The 18,583-nt window shown below is 50.6% G+C and carries 13 protein-coding genes; 11 read left to right on the forward strand and 2 right to left on the reverse strand.

All coding sequences use genetic code 11. From position 1 onward, the window contains the following. Positions 1-314: 314 nt before the first annotated feature. Positions 315-1,490, reverse strand: a complete 1,176-nt coding sequence (locus tag G459_RS0111300; RefSeq protein WP_035455719.1) for a sialidase family protein — start codon at positions 1,488-1,490, stop codon at positions 315-317. A gap of 147 nt (positions 1,491-1,637) precedes the next feature. On the opposite strand from G459_RS0111300, the gene G459_RS0111305 reads away from it, so the two are divergent. From G459_RS0111305 to G459_RS0111320, 4 genes are read left to right on the forward strand one after another with little or no spacing between them, the layout of a single operon-like run. Continuing rightward, positions 1,638-2,216 (forward strand): TetR/AcrR family transcriptional regulator, encoded by a 579-nt coding sequence (locus G459_RS0111305; protein ID WP_026967755.1) that lies wholly within the window; start codon positions 1,638-1,640, stop codon positions 2,214-2,216. Between the two features lie 25 nt (positions 2,217-2,241). Continuing rightward, positions 2,242-3,579, forward strand: a complete 1,338-nt coding sequence (locus G459_RS0111310) for a TolC family protein (protein WP_026967756.1) — start codon at positions 2,242-2,244, stop codon at positions 3,577-3,579. A 1-nt stretch (position 3,580) separates the two neighbouring features. Continuing rightward, the gene (locus G459_RS0111315; RefSeq protein ID WP_026967757.1) at positions 3,581-4,684 is read left to right on the forward strand and encodes an efflux RND transporter periplasmic adaptor subunit; all 1,104 of its coding nucleotides are present in this window, start codon (positions 3,581-3,583) and stop codon (positions 4,682-4,684) included. Between the two features lie 36 nt (positions 4,685-4,720). Continuing rightward, positions 4,721-7,894, forward strand: a complete 3,174-nt coding sequence (locus G459_RS0111320) for an efflux RND transporter permease subunit (protein WP_026967758.1) — start codon at positions 4,721-4,723, stop codon at positions 7,892-7,894. A gap of 202 nt (positions 7,895-8,096) precedes the next feature. Here G459_RS0111320 and G459_RS0111325 read toward each other — a convergent pair whose 3' ends face one another. After that, positions 8,097-8,948, reverse strand: coding sequence for a DUF6624 domain-containing protein (locus G459_RS0111325; RefSeq protein WP_026967759.1), 852 nt, complete (start codon positions 8,946-8,948; stop codon positions 8,097-8,099). A gap of 642 nt (positions 8,949-9,590) precedes the next feature. On the opposite strand from G459_RS0111325, the gene G459_RS0111335 reads away from it, so the two are divergent. The 7 genes from G459_RS0111335 (at position 9,591) to G459_RS0111365 (ending at position 18,312) form a co-directional block, all read left to right on the forward strand. Then, positions 9,591-11,942: a TonB-dependent receptor gene (locus G459_RS0111335; protein ID WP_245588167.1), complete on the forward strand. Its 2,352-nt coding sequence runs from the start codon at positions 9,591-9,593 to the stop codon at positions 11,940-11,942. Positions 11,943-11,956: 14 nt separating this feature from the next. Further along, complete coding sequence (locus G459_RS0111340; RefSeq protein WP_026967761.1) at positions 11,957-13,192, forward strand: DUF4374 domain-containing protein; 1,236 nt, start codon at positions 11,957-11,959, stop codon at positions 13,190-13,192. Between the two features lie 98 nt (positions 13,193-13,290). After that, positions 13,291-13,980, forward strand: a complete 690-nt coding sequence (locus G459_RS0111345) for a hypothetical protein (RefSeq protein WP_026967762.1) — start codon at positions 13,291-13,293, stop codon at positions 13,978-13,980. A 139-nt stretch (positions 13,981-14,119) separates the two neighbouring features. Next, positions 14,120-14,446 (forward strand): hypothetical protein, encoded by a 327-nt coding sequence (locus tag G459_RS27285; protein ID WP_035455721.1) that lies wholly within the window; start codon positions 14,120-14,122, stop codon positions 14,444-14,446. A 3-nt stretch (positions 14,447-14,449) separates the two neighbouring features. Beyond that, positions 14,450-14,731 (forward strand): hypothetical protein, encoded by a 282-nt coding sequence (locus G459_RS0111355; protein WP_026967763.1) that lies wholly within the window; start codon positions 14,450-14,452, stop codon positions 14,729-14,731. Positions 14,732-14,746: 15 nt separating this feature from the next. Next, a complete protein-coding gene (locus G459_RS27290; RefSeq protein ID WP_035455724.1) occupies positions 14,747-16,363 on the forward strand; it encodes a PepSY-associated TM helix domain-containing protein in 1,617 nt (538 codons plus the stop codon). Between the two features lie 263 nt (positions 16,364-16,626). After that, complete coding sequence (locus tag G459_RS0111365) at positions 16,627-18,312, forward strand: sulfatase family protein (RefSeq protein WP_026967764.1); 1,686 nt, start codon at positions 16,627-16,629, stop codon at positions 18,310-18,312. The last annotated feature ends 271 nt before the right edge of the window (positions 18,313-18,583 follow it).

The raw sequence follows: 18,583 nt of genomic DNA on the forward strand, positions 1-18,583 counted from the left end.
ATTTGATTTAGAGGAGGGGAGAAAAAGTGCGGCTCCGCCGCACTTTTTCTCCCCTCCTTCTCACCAGCTTAAGCCGGAGGCCGAGCCCGTCGAGGCCATTTGTCAATATATACTACTGGCAAAGAAGCGTATAATCATGAACTGCTTTCAGCACTCGGGATGAGTTTTTCTAATTCACGACTATTTCGTCCCAATCCAAAGTCCGTCTGGGTTTATGATTTTGGTAAAGTAAATCACAACGACGAAAAGGTCTTGAAGCAAGTTTGCTTGAGGAAAGTGAGCGAAAGTTTCTGCGCCTTTTGCCGGAACGAATGCTACTCTCTTTTCCATACCACCGGCTTGAAGATGATTTCCTGATAGTCATCCCGTTCGTAGATAATACCCAAGGTGGATTCGTTGAGATTGACCAAGTCAGAATAGGCCGTCCAAGGGAGTTTGGACTCGTCGCCGGTGTAGTCGATGGGCATTGTCAGTTCCCAGGTTTTGCCTTCGTCAAAGCTGATCTTGACCGTCAGCTGGTTTCGCTCGGTCTCGTTTGCGTTATTCGAATGAGCCAGGATCGTCTGTCCGTCAACTTCTCCCAAGTCCAAGATCGAACCCTGACAGACCGGATCGGGCAAGTCCTCGTCGAAGGCTGCTTCATCCCAAGTTTGCCCGCCGTCGGACGAGTAGGCGAGAATCCGCTGTCTGATGTCCCCCTTTTGATTTCTGACACTCATGATCATCCGATCTGCGGACAGCTCGGCCGCGATGGATTCATTGGAGCCGGGGATCGCGACAGACTCTGAGACACCGAAGCTTTTCCCATGATCATCGGTGAAGAATCCATGCGCCTGATATTCCGCGAAATTGTCCTGGGGATCGCCGACTGAGTGATTGGCGGCGACGTAGATCCGGCCCTTGTATTTCCCTTTTTTGAACTGAAAAGCATGCCCGGGCGTGTTGGCATAGTGCCGCCAATCTGCCGGGTTTTTGTACTTGGGATTGAAGGCAGGGTTGTTGGGCTTGTGAACTTGGAGGGTGATGTTTTCAGGCGTTCCCCAGGTTTTTCCCAGATCGACAGACTTCATCATCCATACCTCCCGCACGCCGCGGTTCATCCGGATGTCGTATTCGTGGTTGTTTCCCGTGTTGTAAAAAAGATAGACCACGCCCTGCGGATGTGCCGGGTCAAAAAGATCTACCACCGGAGCGGGATTGCCGGCCTGAAGCGTGTCAAAGTCCAGCAAAGTCTGGATGCCCGACCAGGTTTTGCCCTGATCCGAGCTTCTCTTCATGACCAGATTCACGTCGCCAAAATCGTCACTTCCGTTGACCCGGCCTTCGGCAAAAGCCAGCAGTTCACCGTTTGGCAGATCGATGATGGCGGGAATCCGGTAGATCGCGTGTCCTTCCTGGCCGCCTTTGAATACTGTGGTCTCCTGCGCGGAGACAAGTTGGATGAGGGAAAAGGCGAAGATAATCGCCAGGATGAGCTGGTTAGGTTTCATGGGATTATAGTTCAAGTGGTCAAACTAGCACAAGCTTGCTGATTTTCAAACCCTGAAAATCCCGCAGAAAAAAAGATTCAAAAAAATGCAAGCGAGCGGGAACCAAGTTAGCCGATCCGTGATTGAACGTTCATTCAGTCATTATCAATGGATCAAATATCAAGTAAGAAAGTCCAGATTCTCGAAAGCGCCCTCGAGCTAATCCGGGAAAAAGGTTTTCACGGGAGCCCTATCAGTCAGGTAGCAAAACACGCCTCAGTGGCTGCAGGGTCAGTATATACCTACTTCGAGAGCAAGGATGAGATGATTTTTGAGCTTTACCGCTATGTCAAATCGGAAGTTTTAAAAGAAATCAGTGAAAAAGATGATCCCAAAAAGAACTTTGAGGACCGTTTTTTTGATTTCTGGAATAACCTGACTTCACTTTATCAGGAAAGAGTGGCATTTCAGAGCTTTTTGGAACAGTTTACCAGCAGTCCCTACAATACCGAGACGATGCAGCTGGAGACGGACCCTTGGGGAAGATGGACTGAGGCTTTTTTTAGAGAGGGAGTTGAGTCTGGACAATTGCGGCCACTGAACCCCAAAATTCTTTCGATGATGGTCATGGGAAGTGTGATTTCCCTGATTCGTTTTAGAACCTATTTCAAAACCAAAACTGCTTCGGCATCCCAAGATCTCCACCTGATTCCCCAAATGGTTTGGGACGGAATCAAATTTCAATAAGAGTATTTTAAACCAACTAATTTTAATGAGACAAAGACGATTTCTACTTTGTGTTTTTTGGCTGATTTCGGTCTCGGGCTTACAGGCTCAGGATCAGCCAATCGACAGTACCCGATTCAATGTGGAGGAGATGGTCAAGTTTGCCATGCTCCACAGTCCTCTGATCCAGATGTCCGAACTGGATGCCGAGATTGGCGACCAGCAGATCAAGTCCAGCCTTTCGGCCTGGTTTCCACAGATCGCTGCCAATACGCAGTGGAGCAACAACCTGAAGCTGCAGACTCAGCCGATCGGCGATCAGCTGATCACCTTTGGGCAGCCGTATTCGGGTAACGTGAACTTTACGGTCGATCAGGCGATCTTCAACCGGGACGTGTTCCTGGCTTCCAAAGGATCGAAGCTGGCGAGAACCCAGCTCAGCCAGACGCTGGAAACCCAAAAGATCGATGCCGTGGTCACTGTGGCTCGGGCGTTCTACGATCTGCTGCTTACGATTGAGCAGATCAAGGTGTTTGATGAAAACATCGTCCGACAGGAAAAGCAGTACAAGGACGCGAAGACCCGTTACGATGTGGGCTTGGTGGACAAGACGGATTATCAGCGGGCAAGCATCAGCCTGGCAAATCTCCAGAGCGAGCGCAACCGTCAGGTATCTTCGCTCGAAGCGAAATATTCCTACCTGAAGCAGGTGAGTGGCTATCCGCTGGATCGCGAGCTGACGCTTCACTACGAATACGGGGAGATGGCCGGAAGAGCAGAGCTGGAGTTTTCTCCGGACTTCCTTTTGGAGAGCCGCGTGGATTACCAGCTCGCCAAGACCCAATATTCGCTGACAGAGCTGGAGACGAGCTATTCCAAGTGGGCTTACATTCCTATGGTGAGGGGATTTTACAATTACAATTTCCTCTTTTTCGACCAGCGGTTTTCGGGGCTTTTGGATGAATCCTATCCGACTTCAGCGATAGGCTTGGCTGCAACGATTCCGATCTTCCAGGGCGGAAAACGTGCGCATGACGTGAAAGTGGCGAAACTGAGACAAGAGCGATCTCAAGTGTCCCTCACTGACTACGAGAAGCAGCTCAACACCGAGTACGAGTCAGCGCTGGCGGCCTACAACAGCAATTACTTCACCTGGCAGACCCTTCAGGACAATCTGGCCCTGGCAGAGGAAGTCTACAACACCATCAAGTTCCAGTACGACGAGGGGGTCAAAGCTTATGTGGATCTGGTGGTCGCCGAGTCCGAGCTTCGAGCCGCCCAAATCAATAATTACAATGCCCTCTACAGTGTTCTCTCCAGCAAGCTGGATCTCCAGCGCGCCATGGGCCAGATTAATCCAACTTCCATCGAATCCTCTTTCTAACATGAAAAAATATTTTAATCCAAGCATCTTATTCTTTGCTATCCTGGCCGTGGTAGTCACTGGCTGTGGAAAATCCGCGCAAGCTCCACCTCCTCCGCCACCAACAGCTGTGTCTGTATATACCGTAGCGAGCAAGTCAGTGAAGGGTGTCGATACCTATCCGGCCACTGTAGTCGCGCTCAATGAGATCGAACTCCGTCCGCAGGTCAGCGGCTACATCACCCAGATCTTTGTCCAGGATGGACAGCAGGTGACCAAAGGCCAAAAACTGTATCAGATCGACCAGAGCAAATATGTGGCGTCAAGAAATCAGGCGATGGCTACGCTTGCTTCCGCAAAAGCGAATCTGGCAAGAATCAAAAAAGACGTAGACCGCTACGAGCGACTCGATCAGAATGAAGCGATTGCCAAGCAGGTATTGGACAATGCGAAAGCTGACCTGTTGGCTGCTGAGGCGCAAGTGCAGGCCGCGGAAGCGCAGGTTTCCTCTGCTGAGACCGACTTGGGATATTCCCTGATTACCGCACCGTTTGCCGGTCGGATCGGCATCTCGCAGGTTAGACTGGGTGCGCAGGTTTCTCCGGGCCAGCCTTTGTTGAATACCTTGTCTTCGACCGATCCGGTTCAGGTTGATTTTGTAATCAACGAAAAAGAGATTCCCCGCTACTACAAACTGGTAAACGCTCCGGACGCTCCGGATTCTCTTTTCTCGCTGAGACTCAGTGACGGAAGCCTTTATCCTCATCCGGGAAAGCTAGCCACCGTCGACCGCGCAGTCGGACGCCAGACCGGCACGATCAATATCCGGGTGGAGTTTCCTAATGCCGACCGGATGCTGGTACCAGGGATGACCGGAACGCTCCAAGTGGTGAACGACGACCACGGAGATCAGTTGGTGATCCCGCACAAGGCCGTGACCGAGCAGATGGGTGAGTATTTCGTGTATGTGGTCGGTCAGGACAGTACAGTCACTCAGCAAACGGTAAAGCTGGGGACTGTTTTTGGTACCGACGTGGCGATCCGCGAAGGGCTTGCCTCTGGGCAGACGATCGTGGTAGACGGGCTTCAAAAACTCCGTCAGGGTTCGAAAGTCCAAATCCAGTAGGAGGCTCTCATTTTTTCTAAACAAGAATTCTAAGAAATGATATCAGAAATATTCATAAAACGCCCTGTGATGGCGATGGTGATCTCCATCGTGATCGTATTGGTGGGTGCGCTGGCGGCGCTTACGCTGCCGGTGACGCAGTATCCCGACATCACGCCGCCGGTTGTGTCCGTGTCGGCGACCTATCCAGGAGCAGATGCCCAGACCGTGGAGCAGACGGTGGCGACACCTATTGAGACTCAGGTCAACGGTTCTCCGGGGATGGCCTACATCAGCTCCAACAATACCAGCACAGGGCAGATGCAGATGAACGTGACCTTTGATGTGGGGACGGACATTGACATCGCTACGCTCGATGTGCAAAACCGGGTAAGTATCGCCGAGCCGGTAGTTCCCGAGGCTGTCCGAAGGCTGGGACTCGTGGTGCGGAAGAGAAATCCGAGCATCATGATGGTGATCAGTATCTACTCGCCAAAGGGTACCCACGATCCAAAGTTTCTCTCCAACTACACCAACATCTACATCAAAGATGCACTCGCACGGGTGCAGGGAGTAGGGGATATCAACGCCATCGGGCAGGATTTCTCCATGCGGGTGTGGCTGAGACCGGACAAGATGGCCCAATATGGCATCTCTACAGCTCAGGTAAACGCCGCGATCCAGGAGCAAAACCTTCAAGTTGCGGCCGGTACAGTCGGCGGTATGCCACAGTTTAACTCGCAGGCCTTCGAGTATCCGATCACGGTCAATGGCCGCTTGGTCGAGCAGGACGAGTTTGAAAGCATCATCGTCCGAACCAATCCTGAGGACGGGTCCTTGGTCTATCTCAAAGACATTGCACGAGTAGAACTGGGTCAGTTTGACTATGGCCGATACTCTACTGTAAACGGACAGGAAGCCGCGATCCTTCTGGTGTATCAAGCTCCGGGAAGCAATGCCCTGGAGACTGCCGAGGGCGTTTATGCAGCCTTGGATCAGCTTAAAACTGCCTTCCCGGCCGATATGGACTATGTGGTTCCTTTCGAATCGGTGTCTGTGGTCGAAGTATCTATCAATGAAGTACTCAAGACATTTGGCGAGGCACTGCTCTTGGTAATCGTCGTCGTGTTTCTTTTCCTGCAAAGCTGGAGAGCGACTCTGGTTCCGATCTTGGCGATTCCTGTCTCGATCGTCGGGACGTTTATCTTCTTTATCCCGCTGGGATTCACTATCAATACTCTTACGATGTTCGGCTTTGTGCTGGCGATCGGGATCGTGGTGGATGATGCCATCGTCGTGGTCGAGGCTGCGCAGCATTATATTGACCGGTTTAAGCTTTCTGCCAAGGAAGCTACCAGACGGGCGATGAAAGACATCACCGCTCCGGTTATTGCCATTGCGTTGATCTTGGCGGCGGTGTTTATCCCGGTAGGATTTATCCCGGGTATTGTCGGAAGGATGTATCAGCAGTTTGCGATCACGATTGCAATCTCTGTATTGATCTCGGCTTTTGTTGCTTTGACTCTGACTCCAGCGCTTTGCAGTATTTTGCTCAGACCGTCAGAAGTCACTCCGGAGGGAAAGGGCCTGAACAAGTTTTTCTACAAGTTCAACAACTGGTTTGAGCGGGTGACTTCCTCGTATTCCAGCGGGGTAAAAACCTGGATCAAGCGTGCGCCGCTGGTCTTGGTGATCCTGGTCTGCATCTTTGCGGGGACTTTTGGTCTTTTCCAATTGAAACCAACCGGCTTCTTGCCTACGGAAGATGAAGGACGGCTTTTCGTCTCTGTCGAGCTTCCTGAGGGAGCTTCAAGTTCTAGAACCCGCGAAGTGATGGCGGAGATGACAGAACTGATCCGAAGCACCGAGGGTATCAACAACGTGACAGGAATCGGTGGACTGAATGCGATCAACTTCTCCTTTAAACCAAACTCTGCCACCTTCTTCGTGCAGATGCATCCTTGGGAAACCAGAAAGGACCCTTCGCTTCAGCTCTTCGGGATCATCGGAGCCCTCAATCAGAAGTTTCGGGTGATCAAAGGTGCCAATATCGTCGTGGTGCCGCCGCCGGCGATCCCCGGACTGGGGCAGACGGGCGGATTTAGCTTTATGCTCGAGCAGCGTGCCGGCGGAGACGTGAAAGAACTCGAGGGAGTTCTCGGACAGTTCCTCCAGGCTGCCAACGCCAGACCGGAGATTGCGATGGCTTATAGCTTCTTTACTGCGAAAACTCCCGGCTATCATGTGGAAGTGGACCGCGAAAAGATCAAGAAACTGGGCGTTTCGATGACCGATGTGTTCAGCACCATGTCTAGCATGATGGGCTCCAGCTATGTGAACGATTTCACCAAGTACGGCCGAAACTTCCGCGTCGTGACGCAGGCTGACACCTCGTTCCGAAGCGGGATCGATGACCTGCAGAAGTTCTATGTGCTGAACAGAAACGGGGAATCCGTTCCCCTGAGTGCCTTGGTGAACTACAAAATCGTGGAGAACGCCCCCGTAATCTCCCACTACAACCTCTTCCGCTCGGCGGAGATCAACGGGAATGCCGCACCGGGATTCAGCTCCGGGCAGGCGATCCAGGCGCTGGAGGAAGTGGCTGCGGAAGTCCTTCCTGACGGATATGGCTATGACTTCTCCGGCTTGAGCCGGGAGGAGATGTCTGCCGGCAACAGCACGATCCTGATCTTCTCGCTGGCGATTATCTTGGTTTCACTCTTGTTGGCGGCCTTGTATGAAAGCTGGTCTGTGCCGTTTTCGGTCTTGCTGGCGCTTCCTCTAGGTGCATTTGGAGCGATCCTGGCCTTGACCTTCCTGCCCAAGCTGGACAACAACGTCTATGCGCAGATCGGTCTGATTACGCTGATCGGTTTGGCTGCCAAAAACGCCATCCTGATCGTGGAATTTGCCAAGGAGCGGGTGGACAAAGGCATGCCGCTGATCAAGGCGACGATTGATGCGGTGAAGCTGCGTCTCCGTCCGATCATCATGACCTCGCTGGCCTTTATCCTCGGCGTGGTGCCGCTGGCGCTTTCCAATGGTGCAGGTGCCGTGGCCAGACAGACCATCGGCTGGACGGTAATCGGAGGGATGCTCTCGGCCACCTTCCTGGCGATCTTCTTCGTGCCGGTCTTGTATGTGGTGATCACCAAGATCGCCTATGGCAAAAAGGGCTTGCAGAAGCTGGAGGAAAATGCGGATCTAAGCGGATTTGAAGAGCATCACTAAGCTCACTGATTGAAAATAGAAAAAGCTGCCCTGATAAGATGGGGCAGCTTTTTTTTGTGGTGATTAGAGATCCCATCCGCCGCCGGGAAAAGTTTAAAAAACTTTCGAGATCTTATCGGGTTTCTGAGTGTCGAAATTGCTTTTTCGCTTTATTTTTTCTTTTGCCAACGGTAAGCTATATGCAATGTCCTACGCAGTTTTTTTATTCAATTTGTTCAACGTTGAATTCGATGTCCCAACGCTTTAAATAGTCTTGTAGTGGCCCAAATCCCATTTCTGCTCTCCTTTTATTTACAGTTTCAGGATTGGATAGTTCATACAGCACCCATTCATTCCCTTCTTTGGTTACTTGAGTTCCGTAAATCTGAGGTTCACCATCCATCATCATTGTTCTATCTTTCAACATAGCGATTTGAGTTGCAGCGAGATCTCCGTTTTTCGCAGATTGTTCCAAGAGCGGTAAGTACTTTTTGCGATTGACATTATCTCCGTGTTGAAAAACCACCCATATCGCACTCATTTGAATATCATCAACTTCGGATAAGGTAGGCATTCCGCATTTTTCTAGAAGGCTAATTACTGTTGTAAGATTTTGAAAGTCAGTTTCAGGATTTATTGTACCGTCTTCTGTGCGCATGCTCTGATCACTTTCAAACACTTTTTGTAAAATTTCTTGCTTCTGCTCACAATCAATATCAACCAATTCAATTGGCGGTTGATATTCAAAGGCTTCTTTTATTTTTTCTCGGAGTTCTTTATCATGAGCTGTGGCTCTTCTTAAAATTAGTTCCTTTACAGTGCCATTCTTGTCAACATAACTATCTGTAGCCCACTCATCGGGATTTTGAATTTTTTGGATGGAATCGAGACTAAGTAATTCTCCTTTTTCATTTCTAAAAACCAAAGTTTCTGAGTCAGGGAACTTCTTTTGTTTTGCTCTCTCAATTAATTCTGTATCGGAGAGTTTGGTTAATCCTTCTGGTTCATATGTTTTGTCTTTACAGGAACTTAAAAACATTATGAAAAGGCTGTAGACGTAGATTTGATATCTCATTTAATGGTTTTCTCAAATTGCATAGAACATCCGAAAAGTACTACCCCGTCGACGAGTGTCGTGTATATCCGTTTTGGATGAAGCGTTGACTTGCGGATTGCTCCTTCAAATTAATCAATTCGGAGATTTTCGCAAGCGGGAAAACTAATTCCGGAAAGCGATTGTCTTTGAGAGTTCTGATCTGAAGGCCTGAGTCATTAAGGCGGGACTTTCCACGATCACTGGTGATTGACATTTCCCTGCTCGGGCTAATTACCGTACTTAGGGATCGATTAGGCCTTCCAAAAACCGCTGACTTTTACCGATTTGAAATTTTTTTGAGGAAAAAAATCAGAAAACGTTTGGCAACCCGAACTCCGGGTGTACATTTGTCTTAATTTAAAATCAATCTAAATAAAAGGATGGTTTTGCGGATTCTTTCGGGACGTAAAAAACACAAGATCAAAATCATGCGCTAGCGATTTTTCCGGCTAGACAAATCAGAGGAAAATCTCCAAAGCTTAAGCGGCTTTCGGAATGAACCTCGAGTCGATAACCGGTCACATATTTCAGTAAAAAAAGAAGCCATGCAGCGGGAACTGCACGGCTTCAGGTAAACACTTTCTAACTCGTCATTACAAAGCCGTGCAATATACGAAGATATTGGCAACAGCATTTTTGTGCTGTCTATTTTTCCAAACCCTGCTAGCTCAGCAAACTCAGATCAGCGGGCAGGTCACCGATCCGGATGGAGCAGCGCTCCCCGGAGTGCTGGTGAGAATCTCAGGTTCCACAAGTGGTGTCGTCAGCGACGCCGAGGGCAATTTCCGGATTCCGGTTGCGAAGCCGGACGGGACGGTTCTCGAGTTTTCGTTTTTGGGTTACGGCATGCGGCAGGTAGCCCTCTCTTCGGCTAGCTTTTCCGAAAAGATAAAAGTCACCCTGGAGACAGAGGCCAGCGAACTGGAGGAAGTCACAGTCTTGGGCAAGTCGGAGCTCGCCGAAATCCGCGAGAAAGCCTTCAACGTTTCCGTCGTGGACGCCCGCAAGCTGCATCACACGAACCTGGATCTGGGGCATGCGCTCGACCGCGTCTCGGGCGTTCGGGTGAGAGAGAGTGGGGGCGTGGGATCACGGATGAATCTGTCGCTAAACGGCTTTTCGGGCAAGCAGATCAAGTTTTTTATCGACGGAATTCCAATGGATGACTTTGGGTCGTCCTTTCAGCTCAACAATATTCCCATCAATCTCGCCGAGCGGATTGAAGTCTACAAGGGCGTGGTGCCGGTCGGCTTAGGAGCCGATGCGCTGGGTGGAGCGGTCAATATCGTGACGAAAAACACTGCGAAAAACTACGCCGATATCTCCTACAGCTACGGCTCGTTCAACACGCATCGCACGGTCGTCAACACCGCCTACGTCGCGCCCTCTGGCTTTACCGTCCAGCTCAACGCCTTTCAAAATTACTCGGACAACAGCTATTGGGTGGACGTCGATGTGGCAGACATCAACACAGGCAAGTACTATCCGAATCAGCGGGTGAGGAGGTTTCATGACACCTATCACAACGAGACAGTGATCGCCCAGTTCGGCTTCCAAAACAAACCCTTTGCTGACCGGCTCTTGATTGGCTTGACCGCGGGAAAGAACTACTCCGAAGTCCAGACCGGAGCGCGTCTGGTGACCGTGTTTGGCGCTTGGCACCGCAAGGGAAATATCTTGATGCCGACGCTGAAATACCAGAAGTCAGGCCTGCTCAACGACCGCCTGACGGTGGCGCTGAATGCGAATTACAACTTTGGCACAGAGCAAAACATCGACACGCTCAATCGCCGCTACAACTGGTTTCAGCAATACAAAGAGTATGACATGCCGGGCGGGGAAAGATCGCGCTCGATGTACAAATACAGCAACAACAACGCCGTCGTATCGGCAAACGCCCGACTGAAAACAGCCAAAAACCAGTTTCTGACGCTGAGCTATGTGTTCAATCACTTCAACCGCGAGGGAAGTGATGAGCTCTATCCGGAAAACAATACCTACGAGCAACCCCGGCAGACCCAAAAGCAGATCACAGGACTTGGCTATGAGTTGAACTTTCGGGACAAGGGGAGTTTCTCGGCCTTTGGGAAATACTATGCCCAGAGCAACTTCCTGGCGCGGGCATACAATCCTACGGGCAACTACGGTGATGTCGCCTACCGCAATCAAGCCGAGACGACGCACGACTTTGGCTATGGCGTGACCGGGGCTTGGTTTGTCACCGGAAATCTCCAGGTGAAAGCTTCCTTCGAAAAGGCGTATCGGCTTCCGGAGCCTGAGGAGCTGTTTGGCGACATGATCAATCTCGCCGGTAATCTTGACCTCAAGCCGGAATCCAGCTACAACTACAACCTGGGCATGAGCCTTTGGAAACAGCTGAAAAAGAACCACCGCATGGATTTCTCAGCCAATGGATTCTACCGTGACGCGCGGGATTTCATCCGGGCGCGACTCAACAACAACCAGGCGATGACCATCATGGACAACCTCTACAATGTCACCAATGCAGGGGTAGAGGGAGAAGTCAGGTATTCTTTTATGGACCGGTTTTCCACCGGATTCAATATGACCTGGCAAAACCTGCGAAACAACACGGAGTATGAGCCGGGACAAAGCATTCCCAGTCTCGTCTACCGTGACCGCATCCCCAATATCCCTTATTTCTTCGGCAACGGAGACGTCCAGTTCAACTTCCCCGGGCTGATAAAAGAGGGTCAGGATCTGTCGCTTGGCTACAACGTCCTGTATGTACACGACTTCTACCTGTACTGGCCAAGCCTGGGCAGTGATAAGTTTGACGTGCCGAGCCAGGTGTCCCAGGATATCAATGTGACCTATACGGTTGGCAAGAAAGCCAAGTGGCAGTTTACCGCTGAGTGCAGGAACATCTTCGATGAAAAACTCTACGACAATTTCAGCCTTCAGAAGCCTGGAAGGGCCTTTTACGGCAAAATCCGATTCTTCATTTATTAATTATTTCAAACTCCATGAACACTAAATTTCAGTCTTTTGCACTATCCGCATTGTTCGGAGCTGGCTTGCTGGTCGGCTGTAGCGATGATCCCAATCCAATTCCTCCCGGCGAAGTCGGCACTTCCCGTTACATCATTGCTTCCACGCCGCAGTCTTCGGACGGGGTGGCCGACTACCTGCTCACGGCTGAGAGTCTGACCGAAGGTACGATCAGTACCTTGGGCAATGGTACCGAGCAGGACGGCACCTATCGCTACTATGTCACCGCGGGCAACAAGTTTTTCTCGATGCTCTATGGTCAGGGCAATCCCGGTGCAGTGACTACCTATGAACTGGATGGCACGGGATCGCTGGTGAAGCTTTCCAATTTCCAGTCGGAGACGGTACATGCCTTTGCAGCAGTGGGAGATGATATCGCGATGGTCAGAGTGGCGCGAAGCGGTGAGCCGATCGGTTCCTGGTTTAGGATCGACACCGAGCAGATGCAGATCGTAGCCGACGGACAGTGGGATCTCGCGGCCATCGCCAACAATGGCGAACGCGCTCATTTTTCATGGATTCACCAAGTCGGTGACAAGCTTTTTGCACCCTATTTCAGCATCAAGGGCTGCTGCGGAGACAGCTTTGGCACCGCTTATCCTGACAGCGCTTGGGTAGCAGTGTTCAGCTATCCTGAGATGGAGTTGGAGAAGGTGATCAAGGACAACCGCACCAGCTTCATCGGGAGATATTTCGTCCCCGGAATGGATGTGGATGAGAAAGGTGACGTCTACGCTTTCTCGTCTTCGGTCGCTACCAGCAACGGCGCGATCACGTCGACTCTGCCTTCTGCTTATGTGAAGATCAAGAAAGGCGAATATGAGTTTGACCAGTCTTACTACTTCAATGTGGAGGAAAAAGCCGACGGCAACTACATCACCTCGCATGTCTACGTCGGCAACGGGAAGTTCATCGCAACGATGAATGACGTGAAGGGAGCCTATGACACCGGAAAAAGATTTGGCGTGGTGGATGTGTACAACAAGACATTCACCTGGATCACCGGAACGCCCGATCCGGCAGTCGTTCAGAGTGTCACCATCAACAATTACAGTCCAAAGGACGGCGTCCATGCCTACATCGGTATCACCACCGACCAGGGCAGCTGGGTCTATGAGTTCGACGCATCTACCGCTCAAGCGACTCAGGGGCTGAAAGTGGACGGAGGCGTCATCACCGCGATCAGCAAGCTGGAAGCACCTACTGAATAAGGAAAACACAAGTCCTGGGGATGCTTCTGTCATTTCTAGGTGGATTTGAAGCAATCCCCGGGCACCAACTCAATCAATTTTATAACCATCCATTCATCATGAAAAATATAAAAACCACCATCCTTAGTCTGCTGTTGATGGCCTTGGTCGTGAGCGGTGTCCAAGCACATGCCCTTTGGATCCACACCGCCTCCAAAGCAGAGCTGGGCAAAGCCCATGAGTTCACCATCTACTATGCTGATTACAATGAAAAAGCCATCGAGAAGGTCGATGACTGGTATTCGGATGTGAGTGATTTTGAGCTCTACGCGGTAAGTCCAAGCGGCAAGAGAAGTAAGCTTTCTTACGAAAAAGGAAAAGAGAATGCCAAAGGCAGCTTCATTCCCGAAGAGGAAGGGGTGTACCGTCTGGAGATCGGCCATAGCTCAAAGACAGAGCCGGGCGAAACGGTCTACCAGTTCAACGCGGTGGCTTATGTCCATGCCGGGAAGGCAACGGGCGCTGCGGGATTTGAGTTGGCGCCGGATTTGGTGTTGGCGCCGCAAGCAGGTGGATATCAAGTATTGCTTTCGGGCGCTCCGTTGGCGGATTCAGAGGTTGGGATATTATGTCCAGACGGTAAATCTGTCGTTTTGAAGACCGATTCCAAAGGATTCTTTGCCTCAGACCTGAGGGCTTCCGGCACCTATTTCATTGAAGCGACGACCTACAAAGAATTGCCTAAAAACGATCCGAGTGGGATGAAAGCCATTTGGCGATGCGCTACCCAAGTAGTGGTGGTCGAATAGCTTGGATTACTTTTTCACTGGCTTTTTGAACGTTGAGCATCCGAGTTTTTCGACTGATTTTTATTTAGGGAAGGGCTGCTGATCAGGGTCAGCAGCTCTGCCTTCTTTTTTGAAGATGAAGCAATATGAATTATAAAAAATGGCAACACTATTGAGTTTTCTTACACTTTTGGGTTTCGAACTCCTGTACTATTCCTCCCAAAAGGCACAATTTGCCCGAAATCCCTGGCTGGACGGCTGGGTGATCAGACTTGGCAAATCCGTCAAGTTCGTCGCGCTTGGGCTGCTGCTGGTGAGCCTTGTCGGATTTCAGTGGTTTTATGGCTTGGGCTCGGGATCGTTCTACTTCCTGGCGGCACTTATGCTCGCGGGCGGACTGGCGTTTCTCTTATCTCCGATCCGGTATTTCGACCTGCAATGGGTGGCGCTCGCCTTCGTGGTTTTCATCACTTTGGAACTGATCTGACCTATGCCTGCCAACAAAAAATACCTATCGAGCCCACTGCAGCGGATCGCGAAGATCACCGCGGGACTCATCGGCGGCTATGCCGTCACGGTCTCGTTTTTCCTCATGCTATCGCTCTGGCTGGACAGGCAATCGACCTTCTTTGCGCTGATATTCGCGGGATTTCTGCTGTGGTGTGGACTTCTGATCCTTGCTTTTTTGGCAAAAAACGGCTGGAAAATCTGGCTCGTCTACCTCGGGATTGCTTCCCTTTTTTCCCTGGTTTTCTATCTCAATCCTGCTTGATAACAACCCGTACTCATGAACAACAGAGTCTATAATATCCTTTTTCACACCCATACTATCAGCGGAATCTTTATCAGTCTGGCGCTGTACGTGATCTTCTTCGCGGGGTCATTCTCCTTTTTCAGGGATGAAATCGTGAGCTGGGAACGGAACGAACCCCTGAGCGAGGACTGGGGAGGGTTGGGCAAGACCGACTTCGACCTAGTCACGGATACCCTGGACAGCCGCAAAGGCCTGCAAGGATGGGATATCTCATTCAATCAGTATTACGACGAGCAGCGGACTTCCGTCAGTTTTTCACCTCCTCCCGGAGTCGAGGTAGAGCGAAAGGGTCGACGCGGGAATTTCATTTATCTGAACACCGAAAACCTCAAAAGCTACGACTATCAGAGTTCTTATTCTTTTGGCGAGTTTCTATACCGGCTTCATTTTTTTGCACAGCTCAATCTCTGGGGCAGATCGGGATATCTCTTGGCCGGGATCGTTGCCTTCTTTTTTCTCTTTGCCGTGATCACTGGAGTGGTAGTCCACTGGAACAAGATTGTCAGCAATTTCTACCTTTTCCGACCCTACAACAGTCTGAAGAATCTCTGGACTGACGCGCACACGGGTTTGGGGATACTGGGATTGCCGTATCAGTTTATGTTTGCGCTGACGGGAGTGTACCTGATTGTCGGCTTTTCGATCATGTCGCCGCCGGTACTTTCTTTTGCCTACGGCGGAGATCAGGAGAAGCTCAACGAAGAATTTGAATTTAATCAGCCCAAGTTTGAACCGGCGGGAAAGCCGCTTGAAGCATCTGTTTCCGTCAATGCCCTGGTCGAAAAGACGCTCGCAATGTGGCCCGATATGGTCATCCGCAATGTGAATGTCTTCAACTACGGGGATCAAAACATGCACGTGAAGATCGACGGACATCCTTCCTTCAGTTCGAAGTTTGCCGGGCTCGGCGGCATCGTCTATCATGCGGCCTCCGGCGAGATGGTATCCAAGCGGGAGTTGATGACCGAGACGTCCTTTTTCAACGGTGCCCGAGCGACGATGATCCGGCTGCATTTCGGGGATTTTGGTGGAGTAGGTTTGAAGCTGATTTATTTCGGATTGGGGATCTTGTCCTGCTTTGTGATCATCTCCGGCGTGCTGATCTGGCAGGTGGCGAGGGACAAAAAACACGTGGAGCCCGCCAAGCGAAAGTTCAACGCCTGGCTGGTGTGGTTTTATCTGGCGGCGGCGCTGAGCATGTTTCCTGTCACGGCGCTCACATTTGTGGGGATCAAATTCTTTCTTGAGCCCGATTCCCTGGACCGGTCGACCTTTATTTATCAGACGTTTTTCTGGAGCTGGCTGGCGCTCACGGTACTTTTCACGGCTTTGCGAAGCAATTGGCTGACGAACAAGCTTTGCCTGATTTTAGGTGGAGCGCTGGGGCTGGTGGTCCCGATTGCCAATGGGGTCAAAAGTGGTACTTGGTTTTGGGAAAGCTTCGCGAATGGTCACTCTGACGTGTTTTTGATCGATGTATTTTGGTTGGGATTGGGGATGATTACGCTCTGGATAGGCTTTTCACTGAGGAGAAAAGACGTAGAATCGCCGGTGCATGAAAAACCCAAGGCAATGGCAAATACAATTTAAGCTAGTACGGGTATTTAGTGTGAAAACCGAATGGGATGTTCCGTTCGGTTTTTTTTGTGAATCATGGGCCGCTGAGCGCATGAAGCTTTTGGGATGTTGACGGACCAGTAGCTCGGTTCAGCGTGCGATAGTCCACGCGTGTTTTTTTGATACTAACCCCGTGGGTTCACTGTGTCTTTTCAAAGCAATTGATCGGCGAAAAACCTTCTCCTTCAGTCGATTTTGTTTTATCCTTGTATATCCAATAACCTCCCGTTTTTATGATGCTAAAGATCAGACCGATCATCGCCGTTCTTTTTGCCTGTCTTTTTTTTTCCTGCGGGGAAAAACAGGCAGAGGAGACCAAGCGTCCGAATATCATCTTTATCATGTCGGATGATCATGCATATCAGGCCATATCGGCCTACAGCGACAAGCTCATCGAGACGCCAAACATTGACCGGATCGCCAAGCTGGGCATGCTGTTCACCAACGCTACGGTGACCAATTCAATCTGTGCGCCTTCGCGGGCGACGATCTTGACAGGAAAGCACTCCCACATCAACGGCAAAGTCGACAACCATTTTCCGTTTGATACTACTAATGTCACTTTTCCCCAGCTTTTTAAGGACGCGGGATATCAGACTGCGATGTTTGGAAAGCTGCACTTTGGCAACAGCCCCAAAGGCTTTGACCAGTTCAAGATCCTTCCCGATCAGGGGAAATATTACAATCCGGATTTTATCACCAAGGATGAAGGAAAGATCACCGTGGAGGGTTATGTGACGGATATCATCACGGATATGACTTTGGACTGGCTGGAGAAAGGCCGGAAAAAGGAAGATCCTTTCTTGCTCTTTTACCTGCACAAGGCGCCGCACCGCGAGTGGCTGCCGGCAGAGCGGCACATCGCAGAGTTTACACAAAGGACTTTTCCCGAGCCTGCGACGCTGTTTGACGACTACTCGGGAAGGGGCCGCGCAGCTCATGAAGCAGAGATGAACCTACTGAAAGACATGCACTGGGCGGGTGACTCCAAGATCTATCCCGAGGTGATGGACGAGCTGGGAATCCAGCCAACTTCCAGCTGGGACAAGGCTGCGTTCGAAGGCGAAGTCGGCAGGCTCAACGCCTCCCAGCGCGCCAACTGGGATGCGGCCTACGGCAAAGTCAATGAGGACTTCAAAAAAGCCTATCCGACCATGACCGAAAAGGAGAAGATGCAGTGGAGATATCAGCGCTACATGCAGGACTACCTGGGTACGATCAAAGCCGTGGATGAAAATGTCGGCCGCGTCCTCGATTACTTGGAGGCGAATGGGCTGATGGAAAATACCATCATCGTCTACACGTCGGATCAGGGATTTTATCTGGGAGAGCACGGCTGGTTTGACAAGCGCTTTGTCTATGACGAGTCTTTCAAGACGCCGCTGCTGGTGGCTTGGCCGGGCAAAGTGGCTGCGGGCTCCAAGTCGGATGAGATGGTGCAGAACCTGGATTTTGCCCAGACTTTTCTACAAGCTGCCGGCATAGAAGCCCCCTCGGATATGCAAGGCGAGAGTTTGATCCCGCTTTTGACAGGGAAGACTGACCAATGGACTCGCAATGCGGTCTACTATCATTACTACGAGTATCCGTCTGTACACATGGTGAAGCGGCACTACGCGATCGTGACCAAGGAGTACAAGCTGGTGCATTACTATTTTGACACGGATGAGTGGGAGCTGATCGACCGGATCAAGGACCCGCAGGAGCTGAAGAATGTGTATGACGATCCTGCGTATGCCAACGTCAAAGCCGAACTGCACCAAAAACTCGACGGATTAAGGAAAAAATACGGGGACAATTCCGAGATATCGCAGCGATATCTTAACGAGTATCTGGACTACCTCGAAGGAAATAACTCCAGAGCGGGCGCCAAAGACACCGCGCTGTTCAACAAGATATTCAGAGACAGGGCAAAGCAGTGATATCGCTCCCAAAACCTGCAAAAACTGAACGTGGATATACAAAAGTCCGGCTCATCAGAGTCGGACTTTTGCGTTTTTTAAGGTTTGCCGGGGCAAGAAGGGAGGGGTAGAAGTCGTTTTAGATAGGATTCCGGTTGGTAAAAAGAACACCGGAAACGCGCTGACAAACCGCGGCAAAAAACTTTCTAAAAAAATCCAAAAACACTTTGCCGGATAAAGATCGAGGCTTAGATTTGCTTAATTTAAAATTAATCTAAATAACAATAGAGCG

Origin of the sequence: Algoriphagus terrigena DSM 22685 (assembly GCF_000429445.1) — a bacterium.
Lineage (GTDB): Bacteria > Bacteroidota > Bacteroidia > Cytophagales > Cyclobacteriaceae > Algoriphagus > Algoriphagus terrigena.